This window comes from Pontibacter kalidii, assembly GCF_026278245.1.
GTDB classification, from domain to species: Bacteria; Bacteroidota; Bacteroidia; order Cytophagales; family Hymenobacteraceae; genus Pontibacter; species Pontibacter kalidii.
Map to the genome: position 1 here is coordinate 4,066,053 of NZ_CP111079.1, position 14,620 is coordinate 4,080,672.

The following is a 14,620-nucleotide window of genomic DNA, read 5'->3' on the forward strand; positions in this document are numbered from 1 at the left end:
AAGTATAACATTATCCTGTCACAGGCTCTATCTTATTTAGCTGCCCTGCGTTATAAAACTCCTGAACCGAAAGCAAACGACATGTACGATGTAATTATTATAGGCGGCGGGCCTGCGGGGCTAAATGCGGCCATGCTGTTGGGCCGCTCGCGCCGCAAAGTGGTTGTGTTTGATAGTGGCAAACCACGCAACCGCTGGTCGCAGAACATGAACGGCTTTTTGTCGAGCGATGGCATGGACCCGCGCGAATTCATACAGAAAGGCCGGGCCGAGCTGGCGAAGTATGAGGTGGAGCTGGTGGATGTGGTGATAGAAAGCGCTACCTATACCAAAGGCGAGTTTGTAGTGAACGATGAGCATGGCAAAGTATACCGCTCGCGTAAGCTGCTGCTGGCCACAGGCCTGAAAGACAGACTGCCTGAACTGGAGGGGGTGGAGGAGCTGTACGGCAAAAGTGTACACCACTGCCCTTACTGCGATGGTTGGGAAAGCCGCGACAAAGCCATTGCCGTGTATGGCCGCGAGCGCAAAGGTATTGGCCAGGCCCTGGCCATGAAGAACTGGAGCGACGATGTAACCCTCTACACCGACGGCACCGACAGCCTGCGCCACGATGACCTGGAGCTGCTGGAGCGAAACGGGGTAAAGGTGCAGCGGGAGAAGATTGTGCGGCTGGAGGGCGAGGACGGCGCTTTGCAGCACATTGTGCTGGGCAACGGGGAAAAGCGCCCGCAGCAGGCCATGTTCTTCTCGCTGGGCACCAAACAACAATCAGATCTGGGCGAGCAGCTGGGCTGTGAGTTTACCAACAAAGGCGTGATCAAGACCAGAAGGCAACAGCACTCCAACATCCCGGGCCTTTTTGTGGCCGGTGACGCCGCCCGCGACATGCAGATGGTTATCGTAGCCGCCGCCGAAGGCGCCAAAGCCGGCGTAGCCATTAACATGGAGCTGCAACAGGAGGACAGAAAGTGATGAAAGTTAGAGGGTTGAAGAGTTTGGGAGTTAGAAAGTTAAAAAGTTAGAAGGTTAGAAAATATGGGGGCTGGGAATGGAGAAGAGGTATAGTCCACTATAAGCAAATCTCCTTTTTTGCGAAACCCTTTTCTGAGGCTACACCAACTATACAACTCACGTGCGATTCACCCACTCCTGAGAGCTGCGCTCGCTAGCTCAAAACTCGCGTTTTGGCTAGTCCAGAGGAGGAGAATTTCGCAAAAGAGTAGGTGATTCCCCTCCTTGGAGGGGTTGGGGTGGGTTTACACCTGCACTGCATTAGTAAAGCGCAACCTGGGTATTACAGATAACCCCCTCTTTCTACACCACCTCCTCGCTCGGCTCCTGCGGCACCGCCTGAAAGAGACGTTCGCGCAGGCAGTAACGGTAGCCATGCACCAGCAGGTGCATCTTAAGGTTCTCCACGGCTATAGGTTCGTTGTCGTTCACCTCGCGGGTATTGGAGAACCGTATCTCGCTGGCATCTATAACCGTTACCACGCCCGGCCCAAAAACCTCCACCTGGTCGCCCTCCTTGATGATGATGCCTGTCTCCTCGCTCAGCCCGATGCCTACATACTCCGGATCATGGGCAACGGCATGCGCCAGGCGGCCAAAGCGCCCCCGTTCTGCAAAGTGGGTGTCGATGTATACATTCTTGATGAAGGAGCAGCCCTCCGTGGTCTTCATTTCGCCTTTTATGAGCGAGTAGTGGCCGTAGCCATCGTAGATCATGCTGTCGGACATGATGGCGGCGCCGGCGCTGGTGCCCGAGATGATGATGTTCTCGGTGCGGTAGCGGTGGCGCATGAGACGCAACAACTCAGTACCGTTCAGGAAACTGGCCAGCCGTACCTGGTCACCGCCGGTAAAGAACACGACATCGGCCTGGCGGATGCGCTCCAGGTGCTCGGGTGTATCGGCGGGGTTTTGCTCGTCTATATGCATAAAATGGGCATTGGCGCAGCCTAATTCCTCAAATGCCTCTTTATAGGCCTTACCCGAATTTATTGCATCCAGAATCCGGGGTGTAGCCGTTGCGATTACCTCTATGCGGGAGCTCAGGCTGCACACTTCCGACCTGATCAGCCTGATCAAGCCATCATCATCTCCTCCACCCAACGCTATCAATGTTCCTTTCACTGGCTTCATAGGTTCTTTTGCACTTAAACTGCCTTCTTATACTATATAAATTATGATGAGGTTGATTCGTTTCAGCTGCCTTTGCCGCACCCTTCTCCTATAGCACTGATTACCAATTCAAAAGAAAGAGCAGGGCAGCTATATTCCATACTTAGGATTTATACTTGCAGGCTGTACGTGCCGCGGCTCCTGCCCTGCCAGGTGGCTGACCTGGAGCCTGCGCTATGCCCCACATTATGCCTCTGAGCAACCCCTGCGGCAGAATGAAATATGCTTATTTACTAGGAGCTGCAGGAGGGGCGCAATAAACTGTTCGGTGGCGTACAGCAAAGTGTTCGACAGCGGACAGTTTTTATACCGTACAAGACAGGGTTTTAAGCTTAAATAACTGTTTCACAGTTAGTTATGCAGTTTGGCACACAACGTGTAATACCACAATCAGAAATAAAAAAAATTATAGCAGCCCAAGCAACCATATGCCTCCAGCCGCTATCTATTAAGTCAGAAACGATAAAGAAACTAAAACCTTTAAATATCTACTACTATGAAAATCGTAATCGTAATCCTCGCATTAATGACTGGCATGGGAGCCTCCATCAAAAAGTCAGCTGATGAAATGGAGCAAGTAAAGAAGCGCATCGAGCTGAACGAATATAAGCGCTACCCTAACCTGCTGCCAGAAGTAGAGATCGTTGCCCCAGCACTTAAGTAAGGCACAGCGCATCCGACCAATTCTTAACCTATACCTAAAACTCCAAATCAAAATACAACCATGAAAATCGTAATCCTAATCTTCGTTATCCTGCTGGCTGTTGGCGCCACCATTAAGAAATCCGCCAGCGAAACCAAAGAAATCAGCGAGCGCCTGGAGCTGAACAAGTATAAGTCGCAGCCGAACCTGCTGCCTGTGGTAGAAGTGGTGGCCAACCGCGCCTAAGTCCGGACAGATCAGCAAAAAAAATAAAACTATGAAAATCCTGTTCCTGATCGTCGCCATACTTGTGAGCCTCTACCTTGCCGGTAAAGACATCCTACGGCCCATGACCGACTACCCAGCCCAGGTGGCTGCGCGCCAGCAGTTGCTTGCCACTGCTACCCCTGCACCAGCCTCAGCCTATACTTCCACCATAGGCTGAGGTCTCTGGTTCTTCCTTCCTTTGTTACTAATTATATAAATCAGGACCGATGAGTATGCACAGGCGCTAAGCGTATAGCGCCCTTCTACTAGTTGTCCTTTTTCTTGAAGATATCAAGGATGCGGGGCTGCTGTGGTTCCTCCTGTCTGCGGTTCTTCTTTTTTCTGTCATCGTTGTCGGCCTGCCTGCCAAAGGGCCACAACTTCTTTTTCTCCTTTTTCTCCTTCACGATAACATAGCGTATAGATACGCCGGAGGAGAGGTGCACCCAGTCATCGTGGTTGATGTGCACGGCCGGTTTCACGTCGGCTGAGAGCAGGAACGGCAGCCCATTGACCTTGTACTCTACCCCCAGAATGGCGTCTACGCCGGTAAAAACGCCGCTATCCTTCAGGTTGCCGATGTGCCCGCCTGCGCCCAGGTAATAGTTAAAGCGCTTGCCCAGGATGGGGCGGTGCCACTCGTAGAGCACGGTGCCGCTGTACTCGCGCGAGCCCACCTGCACAATGCCCTCCAGGGTGCCTCTCTCGTGCAGTTTCTGTTGCAGGCTTACGCCAAAGCGGTCACTCTCCAGGCGCACGCCCGCCGCCGTTCTATACTTCTGGGCCTGGGCGGCCATACTTACGCCAAAAACAAGGCAAGCCAAAAACAGTAATCTCTTGATCATAAATAAGGGTGAAAAACGCTGATGCTGTTGTCGCAAATATCTTACCTAACGCAGCAGGAGCAAGGGTAGTGCGTAATAAATTGTACTAAAAATCGCCCCGGAAGCCGCGGCTCGCTTTTTTATCGGCCTGTTTTTTCTTGCCCTCCAGGCGGCGGCGCACGCTGGAGCGGGTGGGTTTGGTGGCTTTGCGCTTCTTTTGCCGGGTGAGCGCCTGCCGCAGCAGCTCGTAAAACCGCTGCACGCACAGCTCCTTGTTCTGTAGCTGGCTGCGCTCGGTCTGGCACACTACCTGCAGGTAGCCTTCGTTGTTGATGCGGCTGCCGAGCTTCTCCTGCACCAGCGCCTTTTCCTCCTCTGTCAGCAGCTCCGAGCCCTCCACCTGAAACCGCAGCTCCACCTTGGTGTTCACCTTGTTCACGTTCTGCCCGCCGGCCCCGCCACTCCGCGATGCCTGAAACTGCAGTTCCCGTTCCAGCCCTCTCTCTTCTAAGTTTGCCATTTCCTCCGGATTTATACGTTGTAGTACGTGAGCGCCTGCACCCAGTCCCCGTGCGGCGTTTACGGGCGACAGCGGCTAAAGCTACTCATCTGTTATCAAAAGTATGAAAAAACATTTACCGGCACCGTGGCTTATGCTTTGTGGCGGGCTGGGCGAGCTGTGTAAACATTAGGCTTGCGTAGTGCGTTATTCCACTGAGAACTAAAGTATAAAGCTGATGAAGTGGTCGCTGAACTTAGGCAGGATTGCAGGCATAAAAATACTCGTGCACTGGACCTTTGCACTCTTGCTGGGGTGGGTGGCTTTTACCGAGGCACAGCGCGGCAGCGATACGGCAACCATATTTTTGGCCGTGGGGTTTGTACTTGCAGTCTTCTTCTGTGTGGTGCTGCACGAGTTGGGGCACGCCCTTACGGCCAGGCACTACGGCATCAGCACTAAAATGATTACGCTGCTACCCATTGGCGGCGTGGCCAGCCTGGAGAAGATGCCCGAAAAGCCGAAGCAGGAGCTGTTGGTTGCCCTGGCTGGCCCTGCCGTAAACGTGGTGATCGCGCTTATGCTCTGGCTGGTGCTGCCCTCGTTCTCAGCCACGCCCGACGAGGAGTTTTTCCTGCGCATTACGCCTGCGAACTTCCTTTACCTGCTGCTCTTTGTGAACGTGGTCCTGGTGGTGTTCAATGCCATACCGGCCTTTCCGATGGATGGCGGCCGGGTACTGCGGGCGCTGCTGGCCTTTAAGCTGGGGCGTGTGCGGGCCACGCAGATTGCGGCCAACCTGGGCCAGCTGCTGGCGATTTTCTTCGTGTTCATCGGTTTGTTCTACAACCCCTTTCTTATCCTGATCGGTGCTTTCGTGTTTTTCGGAGCCTACTCGGAGAACGTGGTGGTACAGCACCTCGACTTTCTGCGCGGCCATGTTGTACGGGAGGGCATGATTACCAATTTTGTGACGCTTGCCCCCACTGACACTGTACGTGATGCGCTGAACAAACTGCTTACCGGCTCTGAGCATGAGTTCGTAGTGGAGGAGGAAGGCATGGTGGTAGGCACCTTAACGCGCTCACAGCTGATACAAGCGGTAAAAGAGGAGCAGATGGAGACGCCCGTGGTCAAGGTCATGTCGGGGGAAGTGAAGACGTTTAACGTGCACGACAAGCTCTCCGACGCCTATACCGAGCTACAGAAAACACGCGTGCCGCTTTACCCTGTGCTCGAGAACGGTCGCCTGGCCGGCGTTATCAACACCGATAACATCAACGAGTTCATCATGATCAAATCGGCGCTGATGCACTAGCGGTTGTCGACCGCTGCTTTAAAAGTGCATTTAATGCCGGGACTATACGGGTCCGGCACCTGCACCATCATACTACAACTTCTCCTCCAGCCACAGAAACGCGCTGCTGAGCACAAACAGCACAAAGAACCAGATTAGCGGCAGCGGCTCTTCTTTATAAGCAACCGCAGCCTCGGCAGGGCTTATACGTTGCTGCGCGGCAAAAGCCTGTGTAGCGGTTTGTCTGGTAGCGATGCTTTCAAACGTCCAATCCGTGGAATCCTGCACAAAGAAAAAGTAGGGTTTGGCGCCTGCTGTTTCCACTCGATGCCAGCCGCTGCTGCGGGGCCAGAAGGTGCCGCTATACTTCTCCGGCTGATGCGTATGCTGTGCCAGCGGCAGGTTTATACTTGTGGTGTCGGTTGTACTGGTAACGGCGGCTGTGGGCACTGCTCCTTCTGAAGCGTGATCCGTGAAAGTAAGTATAACGGGCGCGCCGGGCTGTGGCACCTGCGGCTGCACTACCTGCCAGAACCGCTCCTGCACCTGCTCCCGGGCTACCGCCGACAGCAGGCTGGCCCAGTAGCTGGCGTATACTTCGGGTTTGCCCTCCAGTTGCCACGGGAATGTCTGCGGCACCAGGCTCATGGCTACTTTCCCCCAGCCTGCACGCTTTGCCCCGGCTAATAAGTTATTGCCCTGCTCCTCTACCAAGGCTGTTAATGCAGCGGCATCTGCCAACGCGTAAGGTGCGGCGGTGAGTGTAACTTCTGTGGCTCCGGCCCAACTGGCGCGGGCGCTGCGGGTGCTCTGCTGCGATACCCTGCTGCTCCGGAAGTTTGTAAAAAAGGCTGTGCTGCGATGCGTAGCAGGCGCAGTGGCAATGGTTAGCACGCCCAGCCCGTTTTCTGTCACGGCTTTTTTCAGCGCATCTCTTTCGGCGGCACTTATGTTTTGCAGCGCCTCCGGTTCGGTTATCACCACATCAAACTGCTGCAGCAGTTTAGGGGTGATGCGGCTGAGATCGGTGCGGGGCATGTTCAGCCACTCGCTCTGGCTCATCTCCTTGCTGATGGTGGTGCGCAAGGCCACCCGGTGCTGCAGCTCCGCCAGGTGGTTTTTCAGGAACTTGAATTCGAAGTTAGGGGAGGAGGCCAGCAGCAGCGTCCCCAGCTCCTGCGGCGGCTCCACCTGCACCGGTACCTGCCCCAGCGTATCGGTATTCGCCAGTAAAGTATAGGTATAGCGGCCCTGCACTTTCGGGGTGTAGCGGAGGCGGAAGGTGTGGGTACTATCAGCAACCAGTTCTACAGAATCCTGTGCTTTGCCAGCGGCGTGCAGGTACAGCTTTATACTTGCTGCCCCGGAAGCATACTTGCCAGCCACTTCCACGGCCTCACCCAGCTTTATGCGTTGCGGCCAACTTACCGACTGCACCCCGGCAGGCGCCGGCGTGAGGTGGGGCAGCAACTTCAGGTGCTCCAGCTGCTCTAAACCTTGCTCGTCCAGCCCATAGCCTAGTAAATGTACCGTCTGCAGGCCCGGTTGCCGCTGCTCCAGCTCGGCTAATGAGTTAATGGCTTCGCCCTTAAACGAAGCAGCTTGATACGTATAGACCTGCGGCTTTGCCTCCAGCCTTTGCAGCAGCCCATCTAAAGTATCAGCATGGTAGCCTTCTGTTAGAAGTATAGCCGTACTGGGGCTGATCGCTTGCTGCGTTACGGGCGGAAACACCAGCAGCACCAGGCTCACTCCGGCCATAGCGCTAGCCAGCAGCCGCCACGGCAGTCGTTGCCGGTTAGGCCGGCGCCAGGCCAGCCACAGGAGCAGCAGGATTACAGGTATCGCTATAAGCCAGGTTAGTTGCATCATCTTATTTTATTAGCGCGGGGGCAGGCCCAGCATGGCCCGGAAGTTCTCCTTGCCCTCCGGCAGCTCTTTCAGGTTCTCGATTAAGGTTATGGCGCGGTCCACGCGCAGCTGCGGGCTTTTTACCGCCGACACATGGTTGAGCATGTAGCGTTGCATGCCGGGCTTGAGCAACAGAAAACGCCTGTTCCCCTCCTCGTCCTGCTGCAGCAGCTCCTCCATTTCGGCAGGCATTTCGGTGCCGTATTGGCTATCGTCTTTCTCCAGCGTTACCGTTACCTCATCGTGCAGCGCTACGCCCAGCTGCTGCATGCGCTTCTTGCTAATGCTGATGTAGGCTTTGCCCTCGCCCAGCGCCATCAACCCGCACTGAAAGTTCAGCGTGTTGTTTACCTTACAGATCAGGCGGATGTTGAGAGTTCCCAAATCCTGCACTACCTCCTGCGGCACTTCCAGGTAGTGCATGCCGGGGAGGTGTTGTAATAGGCCGATATGGGTTTGGAAGGTTATCATGCTTGTGTTATAGTTTCTTTGCCTCTCCTGGCTGTGCCTTTTATTATTTTATGGCGCAAGTCTTCAGACCTGTGTCCTGCTATGGTGTTGGGTTTGCAACCCAACTGGCTTGAAAAGCCATGATTTATACTTGAGTTATACTTTCATACCTGGTTTATACTTTGTCCTTACTTTCCTTGCCGCCGCTTCCCGCATCTTGAGCTAAGCTATCCCTGCTAAGTCCTGTTCATCCACGGCTTTACGACCAGCTCGTTTCATTTCTGGCTTTGGCTCCCTCAAACCCGGGAGGGCTCGTCCTCGGGCATCGCGCGGTGTACATTTCCTTTGCTTGACCTGCGGTCTCCGCAATTTCGCTGAAGCGAAACCGGAAATCTACAAGGCGCTCAACCCAAGGACTGGGAACAGGTTCGATAGCCTCCGCTATTTATCATCTCGACCCTTGGGAGAGATCTCTTTAGAACTCTGGATAGATCTCTCACAGCTACGCTGGCTCTCCTCGGCTCCCGCCTCAAGAGTACTCGAGATGACAGGGATAATGGTAAGTATAAACTCCCTCTCCTGTTTTTAGGAGAGGGCTGGGGAGAGGTGAAAAGCTCCCCTCCTTAGCCAAGGAGGGGTAGGGGTAGTTGGACCCGGCACTGCCTAACCTTTTAACTTCCCAACTCTCTAACTCCTAAACTCTCTAATTCTCTAACCGCTTCCTATACTCCTCCGCCAGCTTGCTTCGCACCGCCTGCCCTGGCTGCGGTGTTTGCCTGGCTGGGGACAGTAGCTCCGCCCAGGCTTGTTCTGCTGCTGCCAAACATGAGGCGCACAGCTTTTTGCCTGCTTTTATTTCTGAGATCAGCTGCCGCACATCCTGCAGCGCTTTTAAATTTTTGCCTGAGTTGCTGAGGGCGTGCTCCGCCAGCTCTTGCCCTGCCTGCTCCAGCAACTGCGCATCGGCAGGTGTATACTTGCCTGTTTGTTTATACTTTGCCAGCCAGCTTAGCACGGCGCGTGTATGCGGTAGCTCCTGCTGCTGGTCTATACTTTGCTGCCCGTTCTGCGGCGTGATCTTATTTAGTTCTCCGGTCAGGCGCAGCTCCGGCTCTTTTAGCGGTGGTGCCTCAAAGCCGGTTTTGGCCACATACGCCCGCTGCGACTGCTGCACGTCCTTCAGCATCCGCAGGGCTTTGTACTCGAAGGGCAGGGCCTCTTTGGGCTTGTGCGTGCGCAGCCGTAGCTCCGCCTCCCACATCTGCGCCAGCGCGCCCTTCAGCTTGGCTTTCACGGCAGGCTCAAAAATCGTGGCGGCCTCTTCCATATCGTGCTTGTGCAGGTATGGGTCCAGCAGGGCTTCGGGGCTGTTCTGGTTCTCGAACTCCGGGTGGTCGTGTCCGTCGCCTTCAAAATGCGTTTCTTCCTCATGCTCCTCCGCTCCCTCGGGTATGCCGCCTCCCGGACCGATGCCGCTCTCAAACTCCTCGCCCAGGAACTTGCCGTAGCGCAGGCGCAGCAGCTTCTGGTCCACGCCAATGTTATTGGAGCGCTCTTCAAAAGCTGCCTTACTGATGCTTTTCTGCTCCTTGATCAGCTTCTCCGTATCTATGATAATCTGACGCTGGCTGCGGAAGTACTCCGGTACCGGGTTCACGCCGGCCGTCATGTCGAAATCAGCCTCTACGATGGTGGTGTCCTCGATCTGCACAAAGTAAGTTTCGGAGCGGGTGTAGCCGCGGTGGTGGTCCCAGGCCTGCAGGTAAAAGTATAGCTCATCGCCGAAGCTCATCTCAAGCTGCTGCAGGTCGAGCGTTTGACTGACACGGTAGCTACGGCTGTTGCCGCGCAGGTTCAGCTTGATCTCTTCCTCCCGGAACTTCACGGCCTCGCCGCTACCCTTGGCTACCGTCGCGACCATGTTCGCTTCGCGGATGCCGTAGTCGTCGCTGAACTGCGCCTGTAGCGTTACCCGCTGCTGCTCTCCCAACCTAATCTCGGTATACTCTTTCGGTTTGCTGATTTGGATAGAAGGAGCTTCGTCGGGGATGATCTCCAACGTGTAAAAGGTTGATTTCTCTCCGTTCAGGTTAATGGTGTAGAGGCCGGGCTCTGTAAAACTGCGCGAGAAAGCATACCCTTCCTGCCCCTGCTTAAAGGCCTGCGGTGGCTGCTCGTTCAGCTCCAGCTGCAGTTGTGCGGGTTTGCTGGTGCGGATGCGCCAGGTAACGGTAGCCCCCTCCTCCACGCGCAGGTTCGGACTTTCGGCTTTGTAGGTTTGCTTGCCCGTGTAGCGGGGCGGTGTGATGGCGATGTCTATACTCTGGATCTGCGCAGCGGTGTCGGCAGCTGCAGCGGGTGCCTCCGGGAACGTGATCTCCACTTCTTTACCCGGAGAGAGAGCCGCCAGCGGGGCCGCTGGCAAGTATAAAATGCCTACGGAGAGCGCCAATGCCAGCCCCAGCGCCACATACGTGGGTGCGCCTTTCAGCGTGTAGACCTTCTCCGGATGAAGCTCCTGAAGGATAGCCGCCACTTTCTGTTGCTGCAGCCGTTGCAGCAGGTTTTGTGGCTCCTGCAGGAGCAGTTCGGTGCTGTCTTCGAGTTGCGGGTACTGCCGGTTCAGGTGGCGCGCTACGTGCTGCAAGCCAATCTTCGAAACCGATTTCCAGCGAAGTATAAAGTATAAAACGGCGGACAGCAGGATGCCAAAGGCCGTTACAGCCAGCAAAGGGGCCTCGAGTTGCCAGCGCCAAAGTATAGCCACCGCTACCAGTATTGCCGCTTGCGCCTGCAGGGCATACAGCCACAGCTTCGCCTGCACGTACTGCCTGCGGATCCGCTGTAAGGTATGGATGCTCTCTGGTATGGCCATTTATAGACTGCTGCGCCTGCTGGCGATGGTTCTCTCGATTAAAAATAACACAAAGGCCGCTAAAACAAACCACCTTAGCAGTGGCACGCGGGTGGTTTTGTCTGCACTTGCTGTAGCTGCCTGCACACGGGCTGCCGGCAGCAGCTGCTGCTCGTCCAGGGCGCGGTAGTCGTAGGTTGCCTGCGGCTGCGGCAAAAGCAGCGGCAGCAGTAGCTCAGGCAATTGCGCGCTCTGCCCCAGTTCGCTCCAAGCTGGGGCAAACCCGCTCTGGAAAGTATAGATTCGGCCCTGGCCAATGTTCTTAGTGTATAGCAAAGGTTCTCCGCTCGCTGCTGTCCAAAGCTCACCGATTTGCTGTTGTAGCTCGTGTTTCGCAACCCGATGCACGCTTATAGTGGTGCCGCCTGCCCCTGTGAAACTAGTTTTTACCGGCTGTGGCTCCTGTCCCTGCTGCACCCACACCTGCAGCCCCTGCTTTGCCTGCTGGTTTATGCTTTGGGGCAGCGGCTCGTTCCGCAGCCAGAAAATCCAATCGGCCTGTGCGGTATCGGCTTTCACCTGAATTGGCAAGTTGGTGTAGCTGCTGATGGCCTGCAATGCGGCGCTTAAGTAGGATACCTCCGCCTGTTGCGCCTCACCGGCAAGTATGGCTATCTGCAGCGGCTCAGTCTGTATTTTTACTTTGCTTATGTTACCGGAAATAGTAGCCTGTAGCGAGTCCTGCTGCCGTTGCAGCTGCAGCTTCTGGTTGCCGGGCAGGTTTATACTTTGTGCGGATGCGGCTGTTCTGTACCTGCTGTACTTTGTGCCTTCGCGGGAGCTGTGGCCAAGTATAAGCAGCAGGCTATCGGGTGTGGTCTGAGTGGCAGCCTGCAGCCATGTTATACTTGCAGCTGTGGCAACCGGAATCCAGCGGATGTGCTGCGGAACTGCTTCGGGGCGAGCACCTGCGAAGTACTGCTGCTGGTCCGAGGTAAGGAGCAGCACGCTATCCTGGGGCGATTTATACTTTGCTGCCAGGACCGGTAGCAGACTCCAGTAGTTATACTTGCTACTTACCAGACTATCTTGTGTCCGATTGCTAATCTGCTGCCAAGCCTCCTGCGGTATCTGCTCTAAGTCTGGTGTATACTTATGCAAGGTATAGCCGCGCTGCAACAGCGAATCTATGGTCGGCTTAAGGGGGTTTAAGGCGGAAGAATAAAGCAGCTCTTCGCCGATGACCACTGCTCTTTTCCCCTGCTGCTTTTGTGCCTGACGCTCCCACACCGGCTGCGCCAGCGCCACCGCTAAAAGTATAAGTACAAAGCAGCGCAGCACCAGCAGCCAGAAGTTGCTCAGCTTTATACTGCTCCAGCGGTTACTCGCCGAGGCCTCCAGCCAGCGCAGGCTACCCACCTTCACCGTCTTCCCCTGCCGCTTGTTCCACAGGTGAATGGCGATCGGGATAAGTATAGCCGACGCTGCAAAAAGCCATATGGGGGAGAGGAAAGTCAAGAGAGTTTAGGAGTTAGAGAGTTTGGGAGTTAGAGAGTTAGAAAGTTTTTTTCTGTCATTCTGGAAGAATCCTGGTGGCCATGTTTGGAGGCTTAACCTCCCTTCGAACAAGATTCTTCCAGGATGACAGGGGAGCGTTATTTTGTGTTTGACAATTCACTCGATCACTCATTCGCTCATTCAAAATTAGCCGTAAAGCAGTCGTTTTTGCAGGAAAGCCCTTAGCGCCTTGTCCAGCGGCTCATCGGTTACAAAGCGGTCGTAGGCGATGTGGCTGTGGCGCATGTCTTTTTCGATGTCCTGCAGCCACTCCTGCTGTTTGGCTAAGTAGGCTTGCTTTTGGGCGGCGCTGCTTACCTGTAGCGTTTTCCCTGTTTCCAGGTCCTCGAAGGTGAGGGTGCCGGTGTAGGCAAAGTCGAGCTCGTTGCGGCTCATCAGGTGGGCCAGTAGCAGCTCGTGTCCTTGCGCACCCAGCTTATACAGCAGGTCCTTTATCTCGTGCTCGTGCTCATATAAATCCGACAGAAAAACCGTGAGCTCCTTCTGCCGCCTGTCGGCAAACAGGTTGGCGGCCACCTCCATGCCCGGAAACTTGCCCTGCGGGGTTACCTCGGCCAGCTGGTGCCAGAAACGCTGCAGGTGCATGTTGTCGGAGCGCGGCGTGAGGTTGATGAGCCGGTTCTCGTGCAGCACGTACAGCCCCACCGCGTCGCCTTGTGTGGTGGCCAGGTAGGCCAGCGAGGCTACCAGAAACCGGGCATACTCCATTTTGCTGATGCCATTCACATCCTCATGCGCCATCGAGGCGCTGCCATCCAGAATAAACCGCACCGTAATGTTGGTGTCTACCTCGGCCTCGCGGATGTAATAGCGGTCGGAGCGGGCAAACATCTTCCAGTCGAGCTGCCGCAGATCGTCGCCAGGCTGGTAGCTGCGGTACTGGCTAAACTCCAGCCCCGCCCCGCGCCGCAAACTCTGGTTTTGTCCCGCCAAAAAACCCTCCACCACCGTTTTTGCCAACAGCGGCAGGTCTTTTATGGTAGCCAATACCTTTGGATCGATGAACTTGTGGGTGGTCAAGGGTAAATCAGGATTTTCAGGATTTATAGTATAGTCAGGATTACCTCATCATTTTCTACTCGAAAAGATCTTGCAATCAATATTCAAATCACCCTTTGTTGCTGTCAATGGCACATACTTGAAGTAGCAAGTATCGCTGTACCAATCCAGTCTTTCATAATGTATGTTAAAGTCATCTCTCAGCGTATCTGAGCGGTAAAAAGAAGTATCGCTCCACCCAAATTTAAGAAGCCCATGTCCGTTAATTGTACCCGTCATTTTCAGTTCCATAGAATTAGGATAGGTGGCTTGCTCATCAATTGAAATCATTACTAATTGTTCTTGATCACTTAGTTCAACGCAGATGTTTCTCGTAGTCAGCCAAAAGCTCTTTTCAAGAGCGAACCAAAGCATGAATACACCTCCTAGTATTAGTACTACACTTGTGATACTAATACTTACAGCTATCTTTCTGAAGTTCCTATTCATGCTACCTTACCATACTCATAATTAGGATAACTACACCAAACTCTGCCGCAACTTCAGATCCCTTAGCTCATCTTCGATAGCTGCTTCATCCAGTATGATATCCACACCGCCGATTAGCTCCTCGCGCACTTTTAGCATGTACTTTCGGGCGTCAGTGTAAAAAACAATGGCAGCGTCGTAATGTATGGCCTCGTCGAACTCCTGGTTCCAGTCCTGGTACACCTCTATCATCAGCACCGGCGACGACAGCAGCTTTAGCTCCGAGTGCCGCCCGGACTGCAGCAGCTTTTCGCAGCGAAGCGGAGTATTGCTTTCCTCTACCTCAAAAGTATAGTAGGTGGTAGAGGACTTGTCAGAGAGCCTGTAATCGGCGCTGATGTTGATAAAACTTTGGTCGCGCTTGTTCTTTGTGAGGCCTAGTGCAAACTCCGGCGCCCAGTACAGCACCTTGCCATCGGTAGCGTGTACCTTTATACTTTCAGTAAAGAAGTAGCAGATCCTTTCCCCCACGATCTTCTTCAGGAGCTGTGTGCTTGCCTCCGTCAGCTTTATAGTTGCTGTCTCTTCCATCTGTTTCTGCTTTTAAACATTCACTCACAAGTATGAACCCACCCCAACCCCT

Annotated in this window: 15 protein-coding genes; 5 read left to right on the forward strand and 10 right to left on the reverse strand. The window is 54.5% G+C overall.

The genetic code is table 11. From position 1 onward, the window contains the following. Positions 1–81: 81 nt before the first annotated feature. Positions 82–975, forward strand: coding sequence for an NAD(P)/FAD-dependent oxidoreductase (locus OH144_RS17035; RefSeq protein WP_266203477.1), 894 nt, complete (start codon positions 82–84; stop codon positions 973–975). 342 nt (positions 976–1,317) lie between these two features. Here the strand turns inward: OH144_RS17035 and OH144_RS17040 are convergent, their stop codons facing one another. Beyond that, entirely contained in the window at positions 1,318–2,148 is an 831-nt protein-coding gene (locus OH144_RS17040; RefSeq protein WP_266203478.1) for a cyanophycinase, read from the reverse strand. Positions 2,149–2,683: 535 nt separating this feature from the next. On the opposite strand from OH144_RS17040, the gene OH144_RS17045 reads away from it, so the two are divergent. The 3 genes from OH144_RS17045 to OH144_RS17055 are packed head-to-tail and all read left to right on the forward strand — an operon-like array spanning position 2,684 to position 3,275. Continuing rightward, positions 2,684–2,851 carry a hypothetical protein gene (locus OH144_RS17045; RefSeq protein ID WP_266203479.1) on the forward strand — a complete coding sequence of 56 codons (168 nt, stop codon included), beginning with the start codon at positions 2,684–2,686 and terminating at the stop codon, positions 2,849–2,851. 60 nt (positions 2,852–2,911) lie between these two features. Then, positions 2,912–3,076, forward strand: coding sequence for a hypothetical protein (locus OH144_RS17050; protein ID WP_266203480.1), 165 nt, complete (start codon positions 2,912–2,914; stop codon positions 3,074–3,076). 31 nt (positions 3,077–3,107) lie between these two features. Beyond that, positions 3,108–3,275, forward strand: coding sequence for a hypothetical protein (locus OH144_RS17055; RefSeq protein ID WP_266203481.1), 168 nt, complete (start codon positions 3,108–3,110; stop codon positions 3,273–3,275). A gap of 88 nt (positions 3,276–3,363) precedes the next feature. Here OH144_RS17055 and OH144_RS17060 read toward each other — a convergent pair whose 3' ends face one another. Beyond that, a complete protein-coding gene (locus OH144_RS17060) occupies positions 3,364–3,942 on the reverse strand; it encodes a hypothetical protein (RefSeq protein ID WP_266203482.1) in 579 nt (192 codons plus the stop codon). Between the two features lie 85 nt (positions 3,943–4,027). Further along, on the reverse strand, positions 4,028–4,441 hold the full coding sequence (arfB, locus tag OH144_RS17065; RefSeq protein WP_266203483.1) for an alternative ribosome rescue aminoacyl-tRNA hydrolase ArfB: 414 nt from the start codon (positions 4,439–4,441) through the stop codon (positions 4,028–4,030). 217 nt (positions 4,442–4,658) lie between these two features. On the opposite strand from arfB, the gene OH144_RS17070 reads away from it, so the two are divergent. Next, positions 4,659–5,738, forward strand: coding sequence for a site-2 protease family protein (locus OH144_RS17070; protein ID WP_266203484.1), 1,080 nt, complete (start codon positions 4,659–4,661; stop codon positions 5,736–5,738). 72 nt (positions 5,739–5,810) lie between these two features. Here the strand turns inward: OH144_RS17070 and OH144_RS17075 are convergent, their stop codons facing one another. The 7 genes from OH144_RS17075 to OH144_RS17105 all read right to left on the reverse strand — a co-directional run bounded on the left by OH144_RS17075 (position 5,811) and on the right by OH144_RS17105 (position 14,568). Next, on the reverse strand, positions 5,811–7,589 hold the full coding sequence (locus OH144_RS17075; protein WP_266203485.1) for a hypothetical protein: 1,779 nt from the start codon (positions 7,587–7,589) through the stop codon (positions 5,811–5,813). A gap of 9 nt (positions 7,590–7,598) precedes the next feature. Next, positions 7,599–8,099 carry a DUF1905 domain-containing protein gene (locus OH144_RS17080; protein WP_266203486.1) on the reverse strand — a complete coding sequence of 167 codons (501 nt, stop codon included), beginning with the start codon at positions 8,097–8,099 and terminating at the stop codon, positions 7,599–7,601. Between the two features lie 682 nt (positions 8,100–8,781). Beyond that, positions 8,782–10,953, reverse strand: a complete 2,172-nt coding sequence (locus tag OH144_RS17085) for a DUF4175 family protein (protein ID WP_266203487.1) — start codon at positions 10,951–10,953, stop codon at positions 8,782–8,784. Beyond that, entirely contained in the window at positions 10,954–12,450 is a 1,497-nt protein-coding gene (locus OH144_RS17090; protein ID WP_266203488.1) for a BatA domain-containing protein, read from the reverse strand. A 186-nt stretch (positions 12,451–12,636) separates the two neighbouring features. Next, positions 12,637–13,530: a DUF58 domain-containing protein gene (locus OH144_RS17095; protein ID WP_266203489.1), complete on the reverse strand. Its 894-nt coding sequence runs from the start codon at positions 13,528–13,530 to the stop codon at positions 12,637–12,639. A gap of 48 nt (positions 13,531–13,578) precedes the next feature. Next, positions 13,579–13,839 (reverse strand): hypothetical protein, encoded by a 261-nt coding sequence (locus OH144_RS17100; protein WP_266203490.1) that lies wholly within the window; start codon positions 13,837–13,839, stop codon positions 13,579–13,581. Between the two features lie 189 nt (positions 13,840–14,028). Continuing rightward, positions 14,029–14,568: a hypothetical protein gene (locus tag OH144_RS17105; protein ID WP_266203491.1), complete on the reverse strand. Its 540-nt coding sequence runs from the start codon at positions 14,566–14,568 to the stop codon at positions 14,029–14,031. Positions 14,569–14,620: the final 52 nt, after the last annotated feature.